Source organism: Mucilaginibacter sp. A5337, assembly GCF_059690695.1.
In genome coordinates this window covers 314,725-329,195 of record NZ_JCAWEC010000003.1, presented here as the reverse complement: position 1 = coordinate 329,195, position 14,471 = coordinate 314,725, and the positions used below count along the sequence as shown (strand labels likewise).

11 protein-coding genes and 1 tRNA gene are annotated in these 14,471 nt (G+C 41.1%); all 12 read right to left on the bottom strand.

The window, feature by feature from the left end; translation table 11 throughout:
• Window positions 1-12: 12 nt before the first annotated feature.
• Window positions 13-834, bottom strand: coding sequence for a polysaccharide biosynthesis/export family protein (locus AC59JO_RS11350; protein WP_497305377.1), 822 nt, complete (start codon window positions 832-834; stop codon window positions 13-15).
• A 161-nt stretch (window positions 835-995) separates the two neighbouring features.
• Window positions 996-1,307: a DUF3467 domain-containing protein gene (locus AC59JO_RS11345; protein WP_413666305.1), complete on the bottom strand. Its 312-nt coding sequence runs from the start codon at window positions 1,305-1,307 to the stop codon at window positions 996-998.
• A gap of 223 nt (window positions 1,308-1,530) precedes the next feature.
• Complete coding sequence (gene rpoC / locus AC59JO_RS11340) at window positions 1,531-5,820, bottom strand: DNA-directed RNA polymerase subunit beta' (protein ID WP_413666304.1); 4,290 nt, start codon at window positions 5,818-5,820, stop codon at window positions 1,531-1,533.
• A 161-nt stretch (window positions 5,821-5,981) separates the two neighbouring features.
• Window positions 5,982-9,785, bottom strand: a complete 3,804-nt coding sequence (gene rpoB, locus AC59JO_RS11335) for a DNA-directed RNA polymerase subunit beta (protein ID WP_091213563.1) — start codon at window positions 9,783-9,785, stop codon at window positions 5,982-5,984.
• A gap of 231 nt (window positions 9,786-10,016) precedes the next feature.
• Window positions 10,017-10,400, bottom strand: a complete 384-nt coding sequence (gene rplL, locus AC59JO_RS11330; protein ID WP_022833154.1) for a 50S ribosomal protein L7/L12 — start codon at window positions 10,398-10,400, stop codon at window positions 10,017-10,019.
• 64 nt (window positions 10,401-10,464) lie between these two features.
• Window positions 10,465-10,983 (bottom strand): 50S ribosomal protein L10, encoded by a 519-nt coding sequence (gene rplJ, locus AC59JO_RS11325; RefSeq protein WP_090528670.1) that lies wholly within the window; start codon window positions 10,981-10,983, stop codon window positions 10,465-10,467.
• A gap of 2 nt (window positions 10,984-10,985) precedes the next feature.
• Window positions 10,986-11,684, bottom strand: coding sequence for a 50S ribosomal protein L1 (gene rplA / locus AC59JO_RS11320; protein ID WP_091213558.1), 699 nt, complete (start codon window positions 11,682-11,684; stop codon window positions 10,986-10,988).
• A gap of 28 nt (window positions 11,685-11,712) precedes the next feature.
• Window positions 11,713-12,153, bottom strand: coding sequence for a 50S ribosomal protein L11 (gene rplK, locus AC59JO_RS11315; RefSeq protein WP_090528676.1), 441 nt, complete (start codon window positions 12,151-12,153; stop codon window positions 11,713-11,715).
• 178 nt (window positions 12,154-12,331) lie between these two features.
• On the bottom strand, window positions 12,332-12,874 hold the full coding sequence (gene nusG, locus AC59JO_RS11310; protein WP_091166597.1) for a transcription termination/antitermination protein NusG: 543 nt from the start codon (window positions 12,872-12,874) through the stop codon (window positions 12,332-12,334).
• Between the two features lie 17 nt (window positions 12,875-12,891).
• Entirely contained in the window at window positions 12,892-13,086 is a 195-nt protein-coding gene (secE, locus tag AC59JO_RS11305) for a preprotein translocase subunit SecE (protein WP_090529653.1), read from the bottom strand.
• Between the two features lie 18 nt (window positions 13,087-13,104).
• Window positions 13,105-13,175, bottom strand: a tRNA-Trp gene (locus AC59JO_RS11300).
• Window positions 13,176-13,258: 83 nt separating this feature from the next.
• Window positions 13,259-14,446, bottom strand: a complete 1,188-nt coding sequence (tuf, locus tag AC59JO_RS11295) for an elongation factor Tu (protein WP_090528682.1) — start codon at window positions 14,444-14,446, stop codon at window positions 13,259-13,261.
• Between the last annotated feature and the right edge of the window lie 25 nt (window positions 14,447-14,471).

The following is a 14,471-nucleotide window of genomic DNA, read 5'->3' as shown; positions in this document are numbered from 1 at the left end:
TTGTAATAAAAATTAGTTGATTCTTGTGATTAAAATAATAAGTACTGATATAGCGGCCCCTATAATAGTATAAGTTCTTGCCTGTGTAGCATCTGTAGCAGAAGCTTTTGCCTTATTTGGCTCAACATAAATAACGTCGTTTTGCCTTAGATAAAAAACCGGAGAAGAAATAATATCGCTTTTTTGAAGATTTATTCTATATGGCGTCCTAGTACCATCCAGGTTTTCCCTTATTAGTAACACATTTTCTCTTTTTCCAAAAATTGTCAAATCTCCGGCCAGTGAAATAGCATCAAGTATACTAACCTTTTCATTTGGGGTAATATAAACTCCGGGTTTTGCAACTTCACCAGTAACACTAAATTTAAAATTAGCGTACCTGATAATTACTGTTGGGTCTTTGTAATATTTAACAGCCTCTTTTAAAACAGTATCCTTAGCCTCGCTGGTTGTTAATCCAAGCAACTTAATTCTTCCTAATACCGGCACCTCAACAAAACCATCCTTATGAACAAGATAACCGGATATTGCTGACTGACTTCCGCTACTACTGGAACTCCCAACAGCCGAAGCAGTCCCTGGCACCGGAACATTACCCAGGTTAATCATAGCAGTAGCTTGTGGATCTACGGTTTGCACCAAAATTGTGATAATATCGTCAACCTGAATTGTTGGCTCCTGATATTCTACCTTCGCAAGAGTCTTCATTTGGCCAGAATCTGGTATATCTTGAAAATATTTGATCTTTTTAGGGGATGAGCAAGAAAATAAACCGGCAGAAATGAGGAAAATCGACAGGAATACTAATGAGTTTAACAAGGAACTTTTTCTCATAAAGTTTGAGCTTTCATTTTTAATAGGTATAAAGTTTAAAGCACTGCAATATATACACTTTTTTTCACACCCAACAATTTAATTTATCATTTTTTTTAAAAAACAGGGGGTTACCGTAGCTTTTTTTTAATCAAAAGTACATTTTAATATAATAATCAAAATTATGCTTGTCCCATTGTACCACCAAAGTTCATAGGAAACCCCGGATGATCGGGTTGTACTTTGATGCGGCCGTTAATAGATTCAAATTTTTCGATATTATCCTGCAATGCCGAAAGAAGGCGTTTGGCATGCTCAGGGGTTAATATAATTCTTGATTTCACCCTGGCTTTAGGCACACCGGGCATAACTCTTATAAAGTCTAATACAAACTCCGAATTTGAATGGGTAATGATAGCGAGATTTGAGTAAACACCTTCTGCAATTTCTTCTGATAGCTCAATGTTGAGCTGATTTTCATTTTGTTCTTCCATGTTACTAAAGTAACAAAAAGACGTTCTTTATAAATTGTCTTTTTGTAAGGTAAATACTGCGTAAATATAGCTTTTAAGAATACAATTACATCTTATATTCTGCTTCGCAAGATCGAACGTAAAACAGTGATATTTTACTTTTGTTTTAACTATCTAAAAAAAAATCAAAAAAAAGCCCCCCGGGAGTACCGGAGGGCTTAGTAAATATTTAAACAGCTGAAAATTAAGCTTCCAACTCTTCTGCCTTTGAAGCCATCAGGCGGTCAAACTCTTCCTGTGAACCTACGCGGATATTTTCGTATTCGCGTAAACCGGTACCAGAAGGTATTAAGTGACCTACGATAACGTTTTCTTTCAGACCAAGCATGCTGTCTTTTTTACCTGCGATAGCTGCTTCATTCAGTACTTTAGTAGTTTCCTGGAACGACGCGGCCGAGATAAATGACTTGGTACCCAACGACGCCCTGGTAATACCTTGCAGTATTGGGCTCGATGTTGCAGGGATAGCGTCACGCACTTCAACCAGTTTAAGGTCGCGGCGTTTCAATACCGAGTTTTCATCGCGTAAGCGGCGTAATGAAACTATCTGACCTGATTTCAATGTAGTTGAATCACCCGGATCAGTTACAACTTTCTTGTCATAAATCTCATCATTCTCGGTCATGAAATCCCATCCGTCAACAGCTTCGCGCTCTAAGAAACGGGTATCGCCCGCATCTTCGATAGATACTTTCTGCATCATCTGGTGAACAATAACCTCAAAGTGCTTATCGTTGATCTTCACACCCTGTAAGCGGTAAACTTCCTGGATTCCGTTAACAAGATATTCCTGTACTGCAGCAGGGCCTTTGATAGCAAGGATATCTGCCGGAGATATTGAACCATCAGATAATGGCATACCAGCTTTTATAAAGTCATTATCCTGTACAAGGATGTGTTTTGAAAGCGGTACAAGGTATTTTTTAACCTGGCCATCTTTCGACTCGATGGTGATTTCGCGGTTACCACGTTTAACACCACCTAAAGTTACCACACCGTCAATTTCAGTTACTACAGCAGGGTTTGAAGGGTTACGTGCTTCAAATAACTCGGTTACACGTGGTAAACCACCTGTAATATCTCGCGTTTTACCGGTTGAACGAGGGATTTTAGCAATAACCTGACCGGTTTGTAACCTGTCTCCTTCATCAACAGCAATGTGTGCACCTACCGGAATGTTGTATCCTTTAATGATGTTACCTTTATTATCGGTGATCTGGATAGCAGGGTTTTTAGATTTATCCCTGGTATCGATGATCACTTTTTCGCGGTGACCTGTTTGCTCGTCAGATTCTTCACGGAAAGTGATACCTTCCAATACTGCATCAAACTGGGCAATACCTGCAAACTCAGAGATAATTACCGCGTTGTACGGATCCCATGAACAGATACGGTCGCCTTTGGTGATCTTGCTGCCATCTTTCACATACAGGTATGAACCGTATGGAATGTTATTGGTAACAATTACTTTATTACTTCCGGCTTCGATAATGCGGAACTCGCCCGAACGGCCTAATACCACATCAACAGCGCCGTCTTCAGCAGTTTCATAAGTTACAGTACGTACGTTCTCAAATTCGATAATACCATCAAACTTAGCGTTGATCTGAGATTCAGCAGCGATGTTTGACGCGGTACCACCCACGTGGAATGTACGAAGTGTTAACTGTGTACCCGGCTCACCGATTGACTGTGCTGCAATTACACCAACAGCCTCGCCTTTTTGCACGCGTTTACCGCTTGCAAGGTTACGGCCGTAGCACAATGCACATACGCCACGTTTGCTTTCGCAGGTTAATACCGAACGGATCTCAATACCTTCTAACGGAGAATTTTCGATCTTTTTAGCAACCTCTTCGGTAATGTCCTGGCCAGCTACTGCTAACAGTTCGTTAGTGATAGGGTCATGAACATCATGAAGCGTAGTACGACCTAAAATACGGTCATATAATGGCTCAACAATATCCTCGTTATCTTTCAGTGCAGTTGTATAGATACCCCTTAAAGTACCGCAATCAACTTCACCCACAATCATATCCTGGGCAACGTCATGCAACCTACGTGTTAAGTAACCAGCATCCGCTGTTTTCAACGCCGTATCCGCCAAACCTTTACGGGCACCGTGGGTAGAGATGAAGTACTCCAATACCGACAAACCTTCTTTAAAGTTTGAAAGGATCGGGTTCTCGATAATCTCACCACCTGAACCTGATTTCTGAGGCTTAGCCATCAAACCACGCATACCTGCAAGCTGACGAATCTGCTCTTTAGAACCACGGGCACCTGAGTCAAGCATCATATAAACAGAGTTGAAGCCCTGGTTATCGTTGCTCAGGATGTCCATCACGTTAGCGGTTAAGCGGTTGTTGATACGTGTCCAGATATCGATGATCTGGTTGTAACGCTCGTTGTTGGTAATGAAACCCATGTTGTAGTTGTTCATTACCTCATCAACTTGCTTAGAAGCTGTATCAATCAGGGTCACCTTTTCTGCAGGGATATTGATATCCTTCAGGTTAAATGATAAACCACCCTGGAATGCCATCTTGAAACCTAATTCCTTAATATCGTCAAGGAACTGGGCGGCACGTGCCATACCGGTGATTTTTACTACCTCACCAATGATATCACGAAGTGATTTTTTGGTAAGCAGCTCATTGATATAACCTACTTCTACAGGTACATGCTGGTTAAACAACACGCGGCCTACAGTAGTATCAATAATTTTGTTTACAATTTTGCCATCGCGCTCTTTAACCAAAGCTTTAACTTTAATAAACGCATGCAGGTCAAGCTTTTTCTCGTTATAAGCGATAATTACTTCTTCTGCAGAGTAAAAAGTCAAACCTTGTCCTTTAACCACGCGTGTTTCGTCAGTTTTACGGCCTTTGGTTATGTAGTACAAACCAAGTACCATGTCCTGAGATGGTACTGTAATAGGCGTACCGTTAGCAGGGTTAAGGATGTTATGTGAAGCAAGCATCAGGATTTGGGCTTCCAAAATTGCCGCGTTACCAAGTGGTACGTGAACGGCCATCTGGTCACCGTCAAAATCCGCGTTGAATGCTGTACAGGTTAATGGGTGCAATTGGATCGCCTTACCTTCAACCAGTTTTGGCTGGAACGACTGGATACCCAACCTGTGCAGCGTAGGCGCACGGTTTAGTAATACAGGGTGTCCTTTCAATACGTTTTCCAAAATATCCCAAACCAATGGGTCTTTACGGTCAACTATCTTTTTGGCAGATTTTACTGTTTTAACCACACCACGCTCAATCATTTTGCGGATGATAAATGGTTTAAACAATTCGGCAGCCATATCTTTTGGTAAACCGCACTCGTGTAATTTAAGGTTAGGACCTACAACAATTACTGAACGGGCAGAGTAATCCACACGTTTACCTAATAAGTTTTGACGGAAACGGCCTTGTTTACCTTTCAGGATATCTGAAAGTGACTTCAAAGCACGGTTACCTTCAGTTTTTACCGCGTTAACTTTACGTGAGTTATCGAATAACGAATCCACAGCTTCCTGTAACATACGTTTTTCGTTACGTAAAATCACCTCTGGTGCTTTGATCTCGATCAAACGTTTTAAACGGTTGTTACGGATGATAACACGACGGTAAAGGTCATTCAAATCTGAAGTAGCGAAACGGCCACCTTCCAGTGGTACCAACGGACGCAACTCAGGCGGGATAACCGGAACAATCTTAACAATCATCCATTCAGGGTTATTTTCGATCCTGGTTTTAGCATCGCGGAAAGCTTCAACAACCTGTAAGCGTTTTAAGGCTTCATTTTTACGTTGCTGAGAAGTTTCGTTTGCTGCCTGGTGACGCAGGCTGAATGATAATTCATCAAGGTCAAGGCGTTTTAATAACTCTTCCAAGGCCTCAGCACCCATTTTGGCAACAAATTTCTGAGGATCTTTGTCGTCAAGATACTGGTTTTCTTTTGGAAGGGTATCCAATACGTCAAGGTATTCTTCTTCAGTAAGGAAATCCATTTTGTTGATTCCATCTGCTTCTTTAATACCTGGCTGGATAACTACGTAACGCTCGTAGTATATAATAAGGTCGAGCCTTTTAGTAGGCAAGCCTAATAAATAACCAATTTTGTTTGGTAATGAGCGGAAGTACCATATGTGTGCAACAGGCACCACCAGGTTGATGTGGCCCATACGCTCACGACGTACCTTCTTTTCGGTTACTTCAACACCGCAACGGTCGCACACGATACCTTTGTAACGGATACGTTTGTATTTACCGCAATGGCACTCATAATCCTTAACCGGACCAAAAATACGCTCGCAAAACAAACCGTCACGCTCAGGTTTGTAGGTACGATAGTTAATGGTTTCCGGCTTTAAAACTTCACCGCTTGAACGCTCAAGAATAGACTCGGGAGAGGCTAAACTGATGGTAATGGTGGTAAAGTTACTTTTGATTTTATTATCCTTTTTGTAAGACATAGTCTCCTCTGTTTTTAATTGTTGAATTAGCGATTTAGTGAATTAGTGATTTGAATCAAGTCGTCAAACCACGTCTCTTAACCTATTGAAATAGTGAGTTAGTAAATTATATGACTAATTTTTCAATCAATCACTAATTCACTCACTCACTAAATCACTAATTATTCTAAAGTGATATCCAAACCTAAGCCGCGTAACTCGTGAACCAATACGTTGAATGATTCAGGAACTGATGGCGTTGGCAGGTTTTCACCTTTAACAATAGCCTCATATGTTTTGGCACGGCCGATAACATCATCCGATTTAACGGTTAATATCTCCTGCAGAATGTTTGATGCACCAAATGCTTCCAGTGCCCAAACCTCCATCTCACCAAAACGCTGACCACCGAATTGTGCTTTACCACCTAATGGTTGTTGAGTGATCAATGAGTACGGTCCGATTGAACGGGCGTGCATCTTATCATCAACCATGTGACCTAATTTCAGCATGTAGATAATACCTACAGTAGTTTGCTGATCAAAACGATCACCTGTTAAACCATTGTATAAGTAGGTACGGCCTGATTCTGGCAAGTTGGCTTTCTTAATCCACTCTTCCACTTCTTCATGGCTTGCACCGTCGAAGATAGGAGTAGCGAATTTAACACCAAGCTCTTTACCGGCCCAGCCTAATACGGTTTCGTAGATCTGACCCAGGTTCATACGTGAAGGTACACCCAGCGGGTTCAACACGATATCAACCGGTGTTCCGTCTTCAAGGAAAGGCATGTCTTCATCACGTACAATACGTGCAACAATACCTTTGTTACCGTGACGACCAGCCATTTTATCACCTACTTTAAGCTTACGCTTTTTAGCGATGTAAACTTTAGCCATTTGTACGATACCTGATGGAAGCTCATCACCCACGCTGATAGCGAATTTATCACGACGGTAAGCACCCAGCTCTTCATTGTACTTAATGTTGAAGTTATGAAGAAGGATCTTGATCTGATCGTTTTTATCGTCATCAGTAGTCCATTTAGTTGGGTTAATATTATCGTAATTAAGCTCAACTAATATTTTCTGGGTGAATTTAACACCTTTAGGAACCTGTAACTCTTTGTAAACGTTATAAACGCCTTGCGAAGTTTTGCCGTTAACGATTTCAAATAACTTGTCGATCAAGGTATTTTTCAGATCTTTTACAGCTTTATCATGCTTGTTGTCCAATTTTTCCAATTGTGCTTTTTCTTCAGCTTTTGAAGTCTTTTTAGCACGAGAGAATAATTTGGTATCGATAACAACACCGGCAATTGACGGCGGGGTTTTCAATGAAGCATCTTTAACGTCGCCTGCTTTATCACCGAAGATCGCACGTAACAGTTTTTCTTCCGGTGATGGGTCTGATTCACCTTTAGGAGTGATCTTACCAATCAGGATGTCGCCTTCTTTAACCTCGGCGCCTACACGGATGATACCGTCTTCGTCAAGGTCTTTAGTGGCTTCTTCTGATACGTTAGGGATATCTGGTGTTAACTCTTCCTCGCCACGTTTAGTGTCACGAACTTCAAGTTCAAACTCTTCAACGTGGATTGAAGTAAAGATATCTTGTGAAACAACACGTTCAGAGATCACGATCGCATCCTCAAAGTTATATCCCTGCCAAGGCATGAATGCTACTTTAAGGTTACGGCCTAATGCAAGCTCGCCATTTTGGGTAGCGTAACCTTCGCAAAGTACTTCACCTTTTTCAACCCTTTGGCCTTTTTTAACAATAGGCTTAAGGTTCATGGTGGTGCTTTGGTTGGTTTTCTTAAACTTGGTTAAGCGGTAGCTTTTACTATCTCCTTCAAACGAGATCAAACGATCAAGTTCGTTGCGGTCATATTTAATACGGATTTCGTTAGCATCAACATACTCAACCACACCATCGCCTTCGGCGTTGATCAGGGTACGAGAGTCTTTTGCCACACGGCCTTCCAAACCGGTACCAACAATCGGCGCTTCAGGGCGCAACAATGGTACGGCCTGGCGTTGCATGTTTGACCCCATCAATGCACGGTTAGCGTCATCATGCTCTAAGAACGGAATAAGCGAAGCCGCAATTGAAGTAATCTGATTTGGAGCAATGTCCATCAAGTCCAGACGCTCTGGCTCGATAACCGGGAAGTCACCCTCGAAACGTGCTTTTACACGTGGCAATTCAAACTCACCTTTGTCATCATAAACCGCGTTTGCCTGGCCAATGGTTTTACCGTCTTCATCCTCAGCAGATAAATAGATAACCGGCTCGTCAACCATAACTTTACCTTCAACTACACGCTTGTACGGAGTTTCGATAAAGCCTAAATTGTTAATTTTAGCGTGTACGCAAAGTGATGAAATCAAACCAATGTTCGGACCTTCGGGAGTTTCGATAGTACACAACCTACCGTAGTGGGTGTAATGAACGTCACGAACCTCGAAACCTGCACGCTCACGCGACAGACCGCCGGGGCCTAAGGCTGACAGACGACGCTTGTGCGTGATCTCTGCCAGTGGATTGGTTTGGTCCATGAACTGTGATAACTGGTTTGTTCCGAAGAACGAGTTGATCACAGATGATAATGTCCGCGCGTTGATCAGATCGGTTGGTGTGAACACCTCGTTGTCACGAATGTTCATACGCTCACGGATGGTACGGGCCATACGTGCTAAACCTACACCAAACTGTGCATAAAGCTGCTCACCAACGGTACGTACACGACGGTTTGATAAGTGATCGATATCATCCACCTCGGCTTTTGAGTTGATTAATTTGATCAGATATTTAACAATCGCGATGATGTCCTGCTTGGTTAAAACTTTAGTTTCTTCCGAAGTGCTCAGTTTTAATTTACGGTTGATGCGGTAGCGGCCCACATCGCCCAGGTCATATCTTTTATCTGAAAAGAATAAACGATCGATGATACCACGTGCTGTTTCTTCATCAGGTGGTTCAGCGTTACGTAACTGGCGGTAGATGTGCTCAACCGCTTCCTTCTCAGAGTTGGAAGTATCTTTCTGTAAGGTATTGTATATAATAGTGTAATCACCGCTGGTTGAAGCATCTTCCTTGTTAAGGATGATGGTTTTAACACCAGAGTCGATGATCATATCAATATGGTCGTCTTCCAGTAAGGTTTCACGCTCAAGGATGATCTCATTACGAGGGATAGAAACTACCTCACCGGTATCCTCATCCACAAAATCTTCGATCCATGTTTTAAGTACCCTTGCAGCAAGCTTACGGCCAATATATTTCTTAAGGCCTGATTTGCTTACTTTAACCTCGTCGGCCAGTTCAAATAACTCCAGAATATCTTTATCAGAGTCATAACCAATGGCACGAAGTAACGTAGTAACCGGGAATTTCTTTTTACGGTCAATGTAAGCATACATCACGTTGTTAACGTCTGTAGCAAACTCAATCCATGAACCTTTGAAAGGGATAACACGGGCCGAGTATAATTTTGTACCGTTAGTGTGGCGGCTCTGACCAAAGAACACACCTGGCGAACGGTGTAACTGTGATACAATTACACGCTCGGCACCATTAATAACAAATGTACCTTTTGGAGTCATGTAAGGGATGGTACCCAGGTACACGTCCTGTACAATTGTTTCAAAATCTTCGTGCTCCTCATCATTACATGAAAGGCGAAGCTTGGCTTTTAATGGTACGCTGTAAGTTAATCCGCGTTCAATACACTCTTGTATATCATAACGTGGCGGATCAATAAAGTAGTCAAGAAACTCCAGGACAAAGATGTTTCTTGAATCTGAAATAGGAAAGTTTTCGGCAAACACTTTAAACAGCCCTTCTTTGTAACGGTTGTCGGAAGTGGTTTCCAATTGAAAAAATTCCTGGAAAGATTGTAACTGAACATCCAGAAAATCAGGGTAATCAAGTACCTTTCTGCTGGTTGCAAAGTTTACTCTTTGATTATTATTGTTTGCCAAGGTATTTAAATTTTAGTTTATTAATAAACTTTGATAGATGTGAGATCTGAGATGTGAGAAGTGAGACTAAAAAATATGTTTTGAAGATCTGTATTCCTGTTAAACCTGCAGGAAGAAGATCTCATATCTCATATCTCATATCCATTATCTTCTTCATCCAAACCTTTATAAACAGCAATAGACCCCGACCGTTATGGTCGGAGTCTTGATGCTATATTTCAGTAGGTTAAATTACTTAACCTCAACTACTGCTCCGGCTTCTTCTAATTGTTTTTTCAAAGATTCAGCTTCTTCTTTAGTTACACCAGTTTTAAGTTCTTTTGGTGCACCGTCAACAAGATCTTTAGCTTCTTTCAAACCAAGGCCAGTTAAGTCTTTTACTAATTTAACAACTGCTAATTTAGCGCCACCAGCTTCTTTCAGGATAACGTCAAATGCAGTTTGCTCAGCAGCAGCTGGAGCGGCATCGCCACCGTCAGCAGCAGGAGCAGCAACTGCTACAGCAGCAGCAGCAGGCTCAATACCATACTCGTCTTTTAATATTTGAGCTAATTCGTTTACTTCTTTTACTGTTAAGTTTACCAACTGTTCAGCAAACGCTTTTAAATCCGCCATTTTATTTAAATTTTTACTTTTAATGCTTTTTGTTTGTTTTTATCGAACTTTATTGAGGTGTTCGTTAACCTCTTTCCTGTAATGTTTTTACAAGGCCTGCAATTGTAGTTCCGCCTGACTGAAGAGCCGAAAGAACGTTTTTCGCAGGTGATTGAAGTAAGCCAACTATCTCGCCGATCAGTTGTTCTTTTGATTTCAGTTTGGTTAAAGTATCTAACTGGTTATCACCGATAAATACTGCCGAATCGATATAAGCTGCTTTTAAAATTGGTTTTTCGCCAGTTTTCCTCAATTGTTTAATCAACTTTGCTGGTGCAGTTGCTGATTTTGAGAAAAGGATTGATGATGAACCTTTTAATACATCATATATAGGGCTGAAATCACCGCCTGCAGCTTCCATAGCTTTTTTAATCAAGCTATTTTTGGTTACCTGCATTGTAATGTCGTTTTCGAAACATTTACGGCGGATATTGTTGATCTTAGCTACAGTTAAATCAGAGGTATCAGTGATATAAAAATTACCATACTCTTTGATTTGCTCAGTAAGGGCTACAACAAGGTCGTATTTTTCTTCTTTATTCATGATTAGATCCCCGCTACTGATTTAGTTTCAACTGTAATTCCTGGCGACATAGTTGAAGAGATATGAATGCTCTTGAAATATGTTCCTTTTGCTGCAGAAGGTTTTAATTTAGAGATTGTTTGCAATACTTCTAATGCATTCTCATAAATTTTATCTGCAGAGAAAGATGCTTTTCCTATTGAGGTGTGGATGATACCGGTTTTGTCAACCTTGAAATCGATTTTACCACCTTTTACCTCAGTTACAGCTTTACCAACTTCTGGGGTAACTGTACCTGATTTAGGGTTTGGCATAAGGTTACGCGGGCCTAAAATACGACCTAAACGACCTACCTTCGCCATAACACTTGGCATAGTAATGATAATATCAACATCAGTCCATCCGCCTTCAATCTTGGCAATATAATCATCCAAACCTACGTAATCTGCACCTGCGTCTTTAGCTTCTTGTTCCTTATCAGGAGTACAAAGAACTAATACACGTACAGTTTTACCGGTTCCATGAGGTAATGTTGCAATACCACGTACCATTTGATTGGCTTTACGTGGATCAACACCTAAACGAACGTCTATATCAACTGATGAATCAAATTTAGTAAGGGTTAATTCCTTTACCAAAGCTGATGCAGCTTCTAATGTGTACGATTTGTTTGCCTCAATTTTGGAGAGTGCCACTTTTTGATTTTTTGTTAATCTTGCCACTGTCTTTAAACTGATTTGTATAAATTAATTAATTCCAGGGAGCTGTACCTGATACGGTAATTCCCATGCTGCGGGCAGTACCTGCCACCATTTTCATGGCCGATTCAACTGTGAATGCGTTCAAGTCAACCATTTTATCTTTTGCTATAGTCTCAACCTGCTCCCAGTTAACACTGGCAACTTTTTTACGGTTAGGCTCAGCAGAACCACTCTTTAAACCGGTAGCTTCCAATAACTGGATAGCAACGGGAGGAGTTTTGATGATAAATTCGAATGATTTGTCAACATAAACAGTAATCAAAACAGGCAATACTTTTCCAGCTTTGTCCTGGGTACGTGCATTAAATTGTTTGCAAAACTCCATGATGTTCACACCTTTTGCACCCAATGCAGGGCCAATTGGTGGTGATGGGTTTGCGGCGCCGCCTTTAACTTGCAGCTTAACCATTGCACCGATCTCTTTTGCCATTTTAATTTACTTTAATTATAAACTCAATGTTAGTAAGTGGAAGCTAAGTAACATTTAAGATTGTGTTGATTTCGGATTTGGGGTTTCCATTTCAGATTTATTTCCCGTCTCTTCTATCTTATATTTTAAATTCAAAAATTTCGAAATCGAAAATCCGACATTCGAAATTATTTGAAAACTATTCTTTCTCTACCTGCATGTAATTCAATTCAAGCGGCGTACGGCGGCCGAATATCTTTACCATTACCTTCAGTTTCTTTTTCTCTTCGTTAACTTCTTCAATAACGCCGCTGAAACCGTTGAAAGGCCCGTCCATAACTTTAACCGCCTCGCCAACATAGTAAGGCACGTTCATGGTTTCGCCCTGGGCACTCATCTCATCAACCTTACCTAAAATACGGTTAACTTCTGATTGGCGAAGCGGGATAGCATTTCCGGCTTTATCACCAAGGAAACCTATAACACTGTTAATATTTTTAATGATGTGCTCGGTTTCGCCATCTAAAACAGCTTCCATAAGCACATAGCCCGGAAAGTAGTTACGCTCTTTAGCGATCTTCTTTCCGTCGCGCATCTGGTAATACTTTTCAGTAGGTATTAATACCTGTGGTACCAAATGACTAATGCCCAAACGGCTAATTTCGGCATCTATGTATTGTTTAACTTTTTTTTCTTTACCACTAATAGCCCTAACTACATACCATTTCAATTGATCACTCATCTCCTTCTCCCCTGATATTATGTTAGTGATGTGTAAAACAGTTTAAGCAAATAATTAATGATCTGGTCCATACCTAAGATAACCAGCGCAATAATTATAGCGGCAACCAATACCAAAACAGCGCTGCTTTGCAGCTCGCGCCATGTAGGCCAGGTAACCTTCTCGGTTAACTCGATGTATGACTCTTTAATATATTCAGCTACGCCTGCCATTTTTATATTGTGCTTAAGCACGGGAACAAGGATTCGAACCCTGATCAAAGGTTTTGGAGACCTCTATTCTACCGTTGAACTATTCCCGTGTGTATTTTATAATAAGAAAACATAAGTTTGCCGTTGAAGGCTAAACTTATGTTTTCAAATTAACCTTTTTATTGAAATATGATTATTTCAAGATTTCAGTTACCTGACCAGCACCTACGGTACGACCACCTTCACGGATAGCGAAACGTAAGCCTTTTTCCATTGCGATAGCGTTGATCAGTTTTACTGTGATTGTAACGTTATCACCTGGCATAACCATCTCTACACCTGGTTCTAATGAAATCTCACCAGTAACGTCAGTGGTACGGAAATAGAATTGCGGACGGTATTTGTTGAAGAATGGAGTGTGACGGCCACCTTCTGCTTTTGATAATACGTAAACTTCTGCTTTGAAATCGGTGTGAGGAGTTACTGAACCTGGTTTGCAGATAACCATACCACGACGGATATCAGTTTTCTCAATACCACGTAACAATAAACCTACGTTGTCACCAGCTTCACCACGGTCAAGGATTTTGCGGAACATCTCAACACCAGTTACGGTTGATTTTAAGTTCTCAGCACCCATACCCAGGATATCAACTGGCTCACCAGAGTTGATTACACCACGCTCAATACGACCAGTAGCAACAGTACCACGACCAGTGATTGAGAACACGTCTTCAACAGGCATCAAGAAAGGAAGATCTGTCAAACGTGGAGGAATTGGGATGTAGCTATCAACAGCGTCCATCAATTCCATGATTTTGCCAACCCAGGTAGGATCGCCGTTAAGACCACCTAATGCAGAACCCTGGATAACTGGAATATCATCACCTGGGAATTCGTAGAATGATAATAATTCACGAACTTCCATTTCTACTAACTCTAATAATTCCGGATCATCAACCATGTCAACTTTGTTCATGAAAACAACAAGTGCAGGTACACCTACCTGACGAGCTAACAGGATGTGCTCACGAGTTTGTGGCATCGGACCATCAGTTGCAGCAACTACGATAATTGCACCGTCCATTTGGGCAGCACCAGTAACCATGTTTTTCACGTAATCCGCGTGACCTGGACAGTCAACGTGTGCGTAGTGACGGTTAGCTGTTGAATATTCAACGTGGGCAGTGTTGATGGTAATACCACGTTCTTTTTCTTCAGGAGCCGAGTCAATTGAATCAAATGAACGAGCTTCTGATAAACCTGCATCAGCCAAAACTTTAGTGATAGCTGCGGTAAGGGTTGTTTTACCGTGGTCAACGTGACCGATTGTACCGATGTTTAAGTGCGGTTTACTGCGGTCAAACTTTTCTTTTGCCATGATCTATAAATTATTTTGTAGGTTA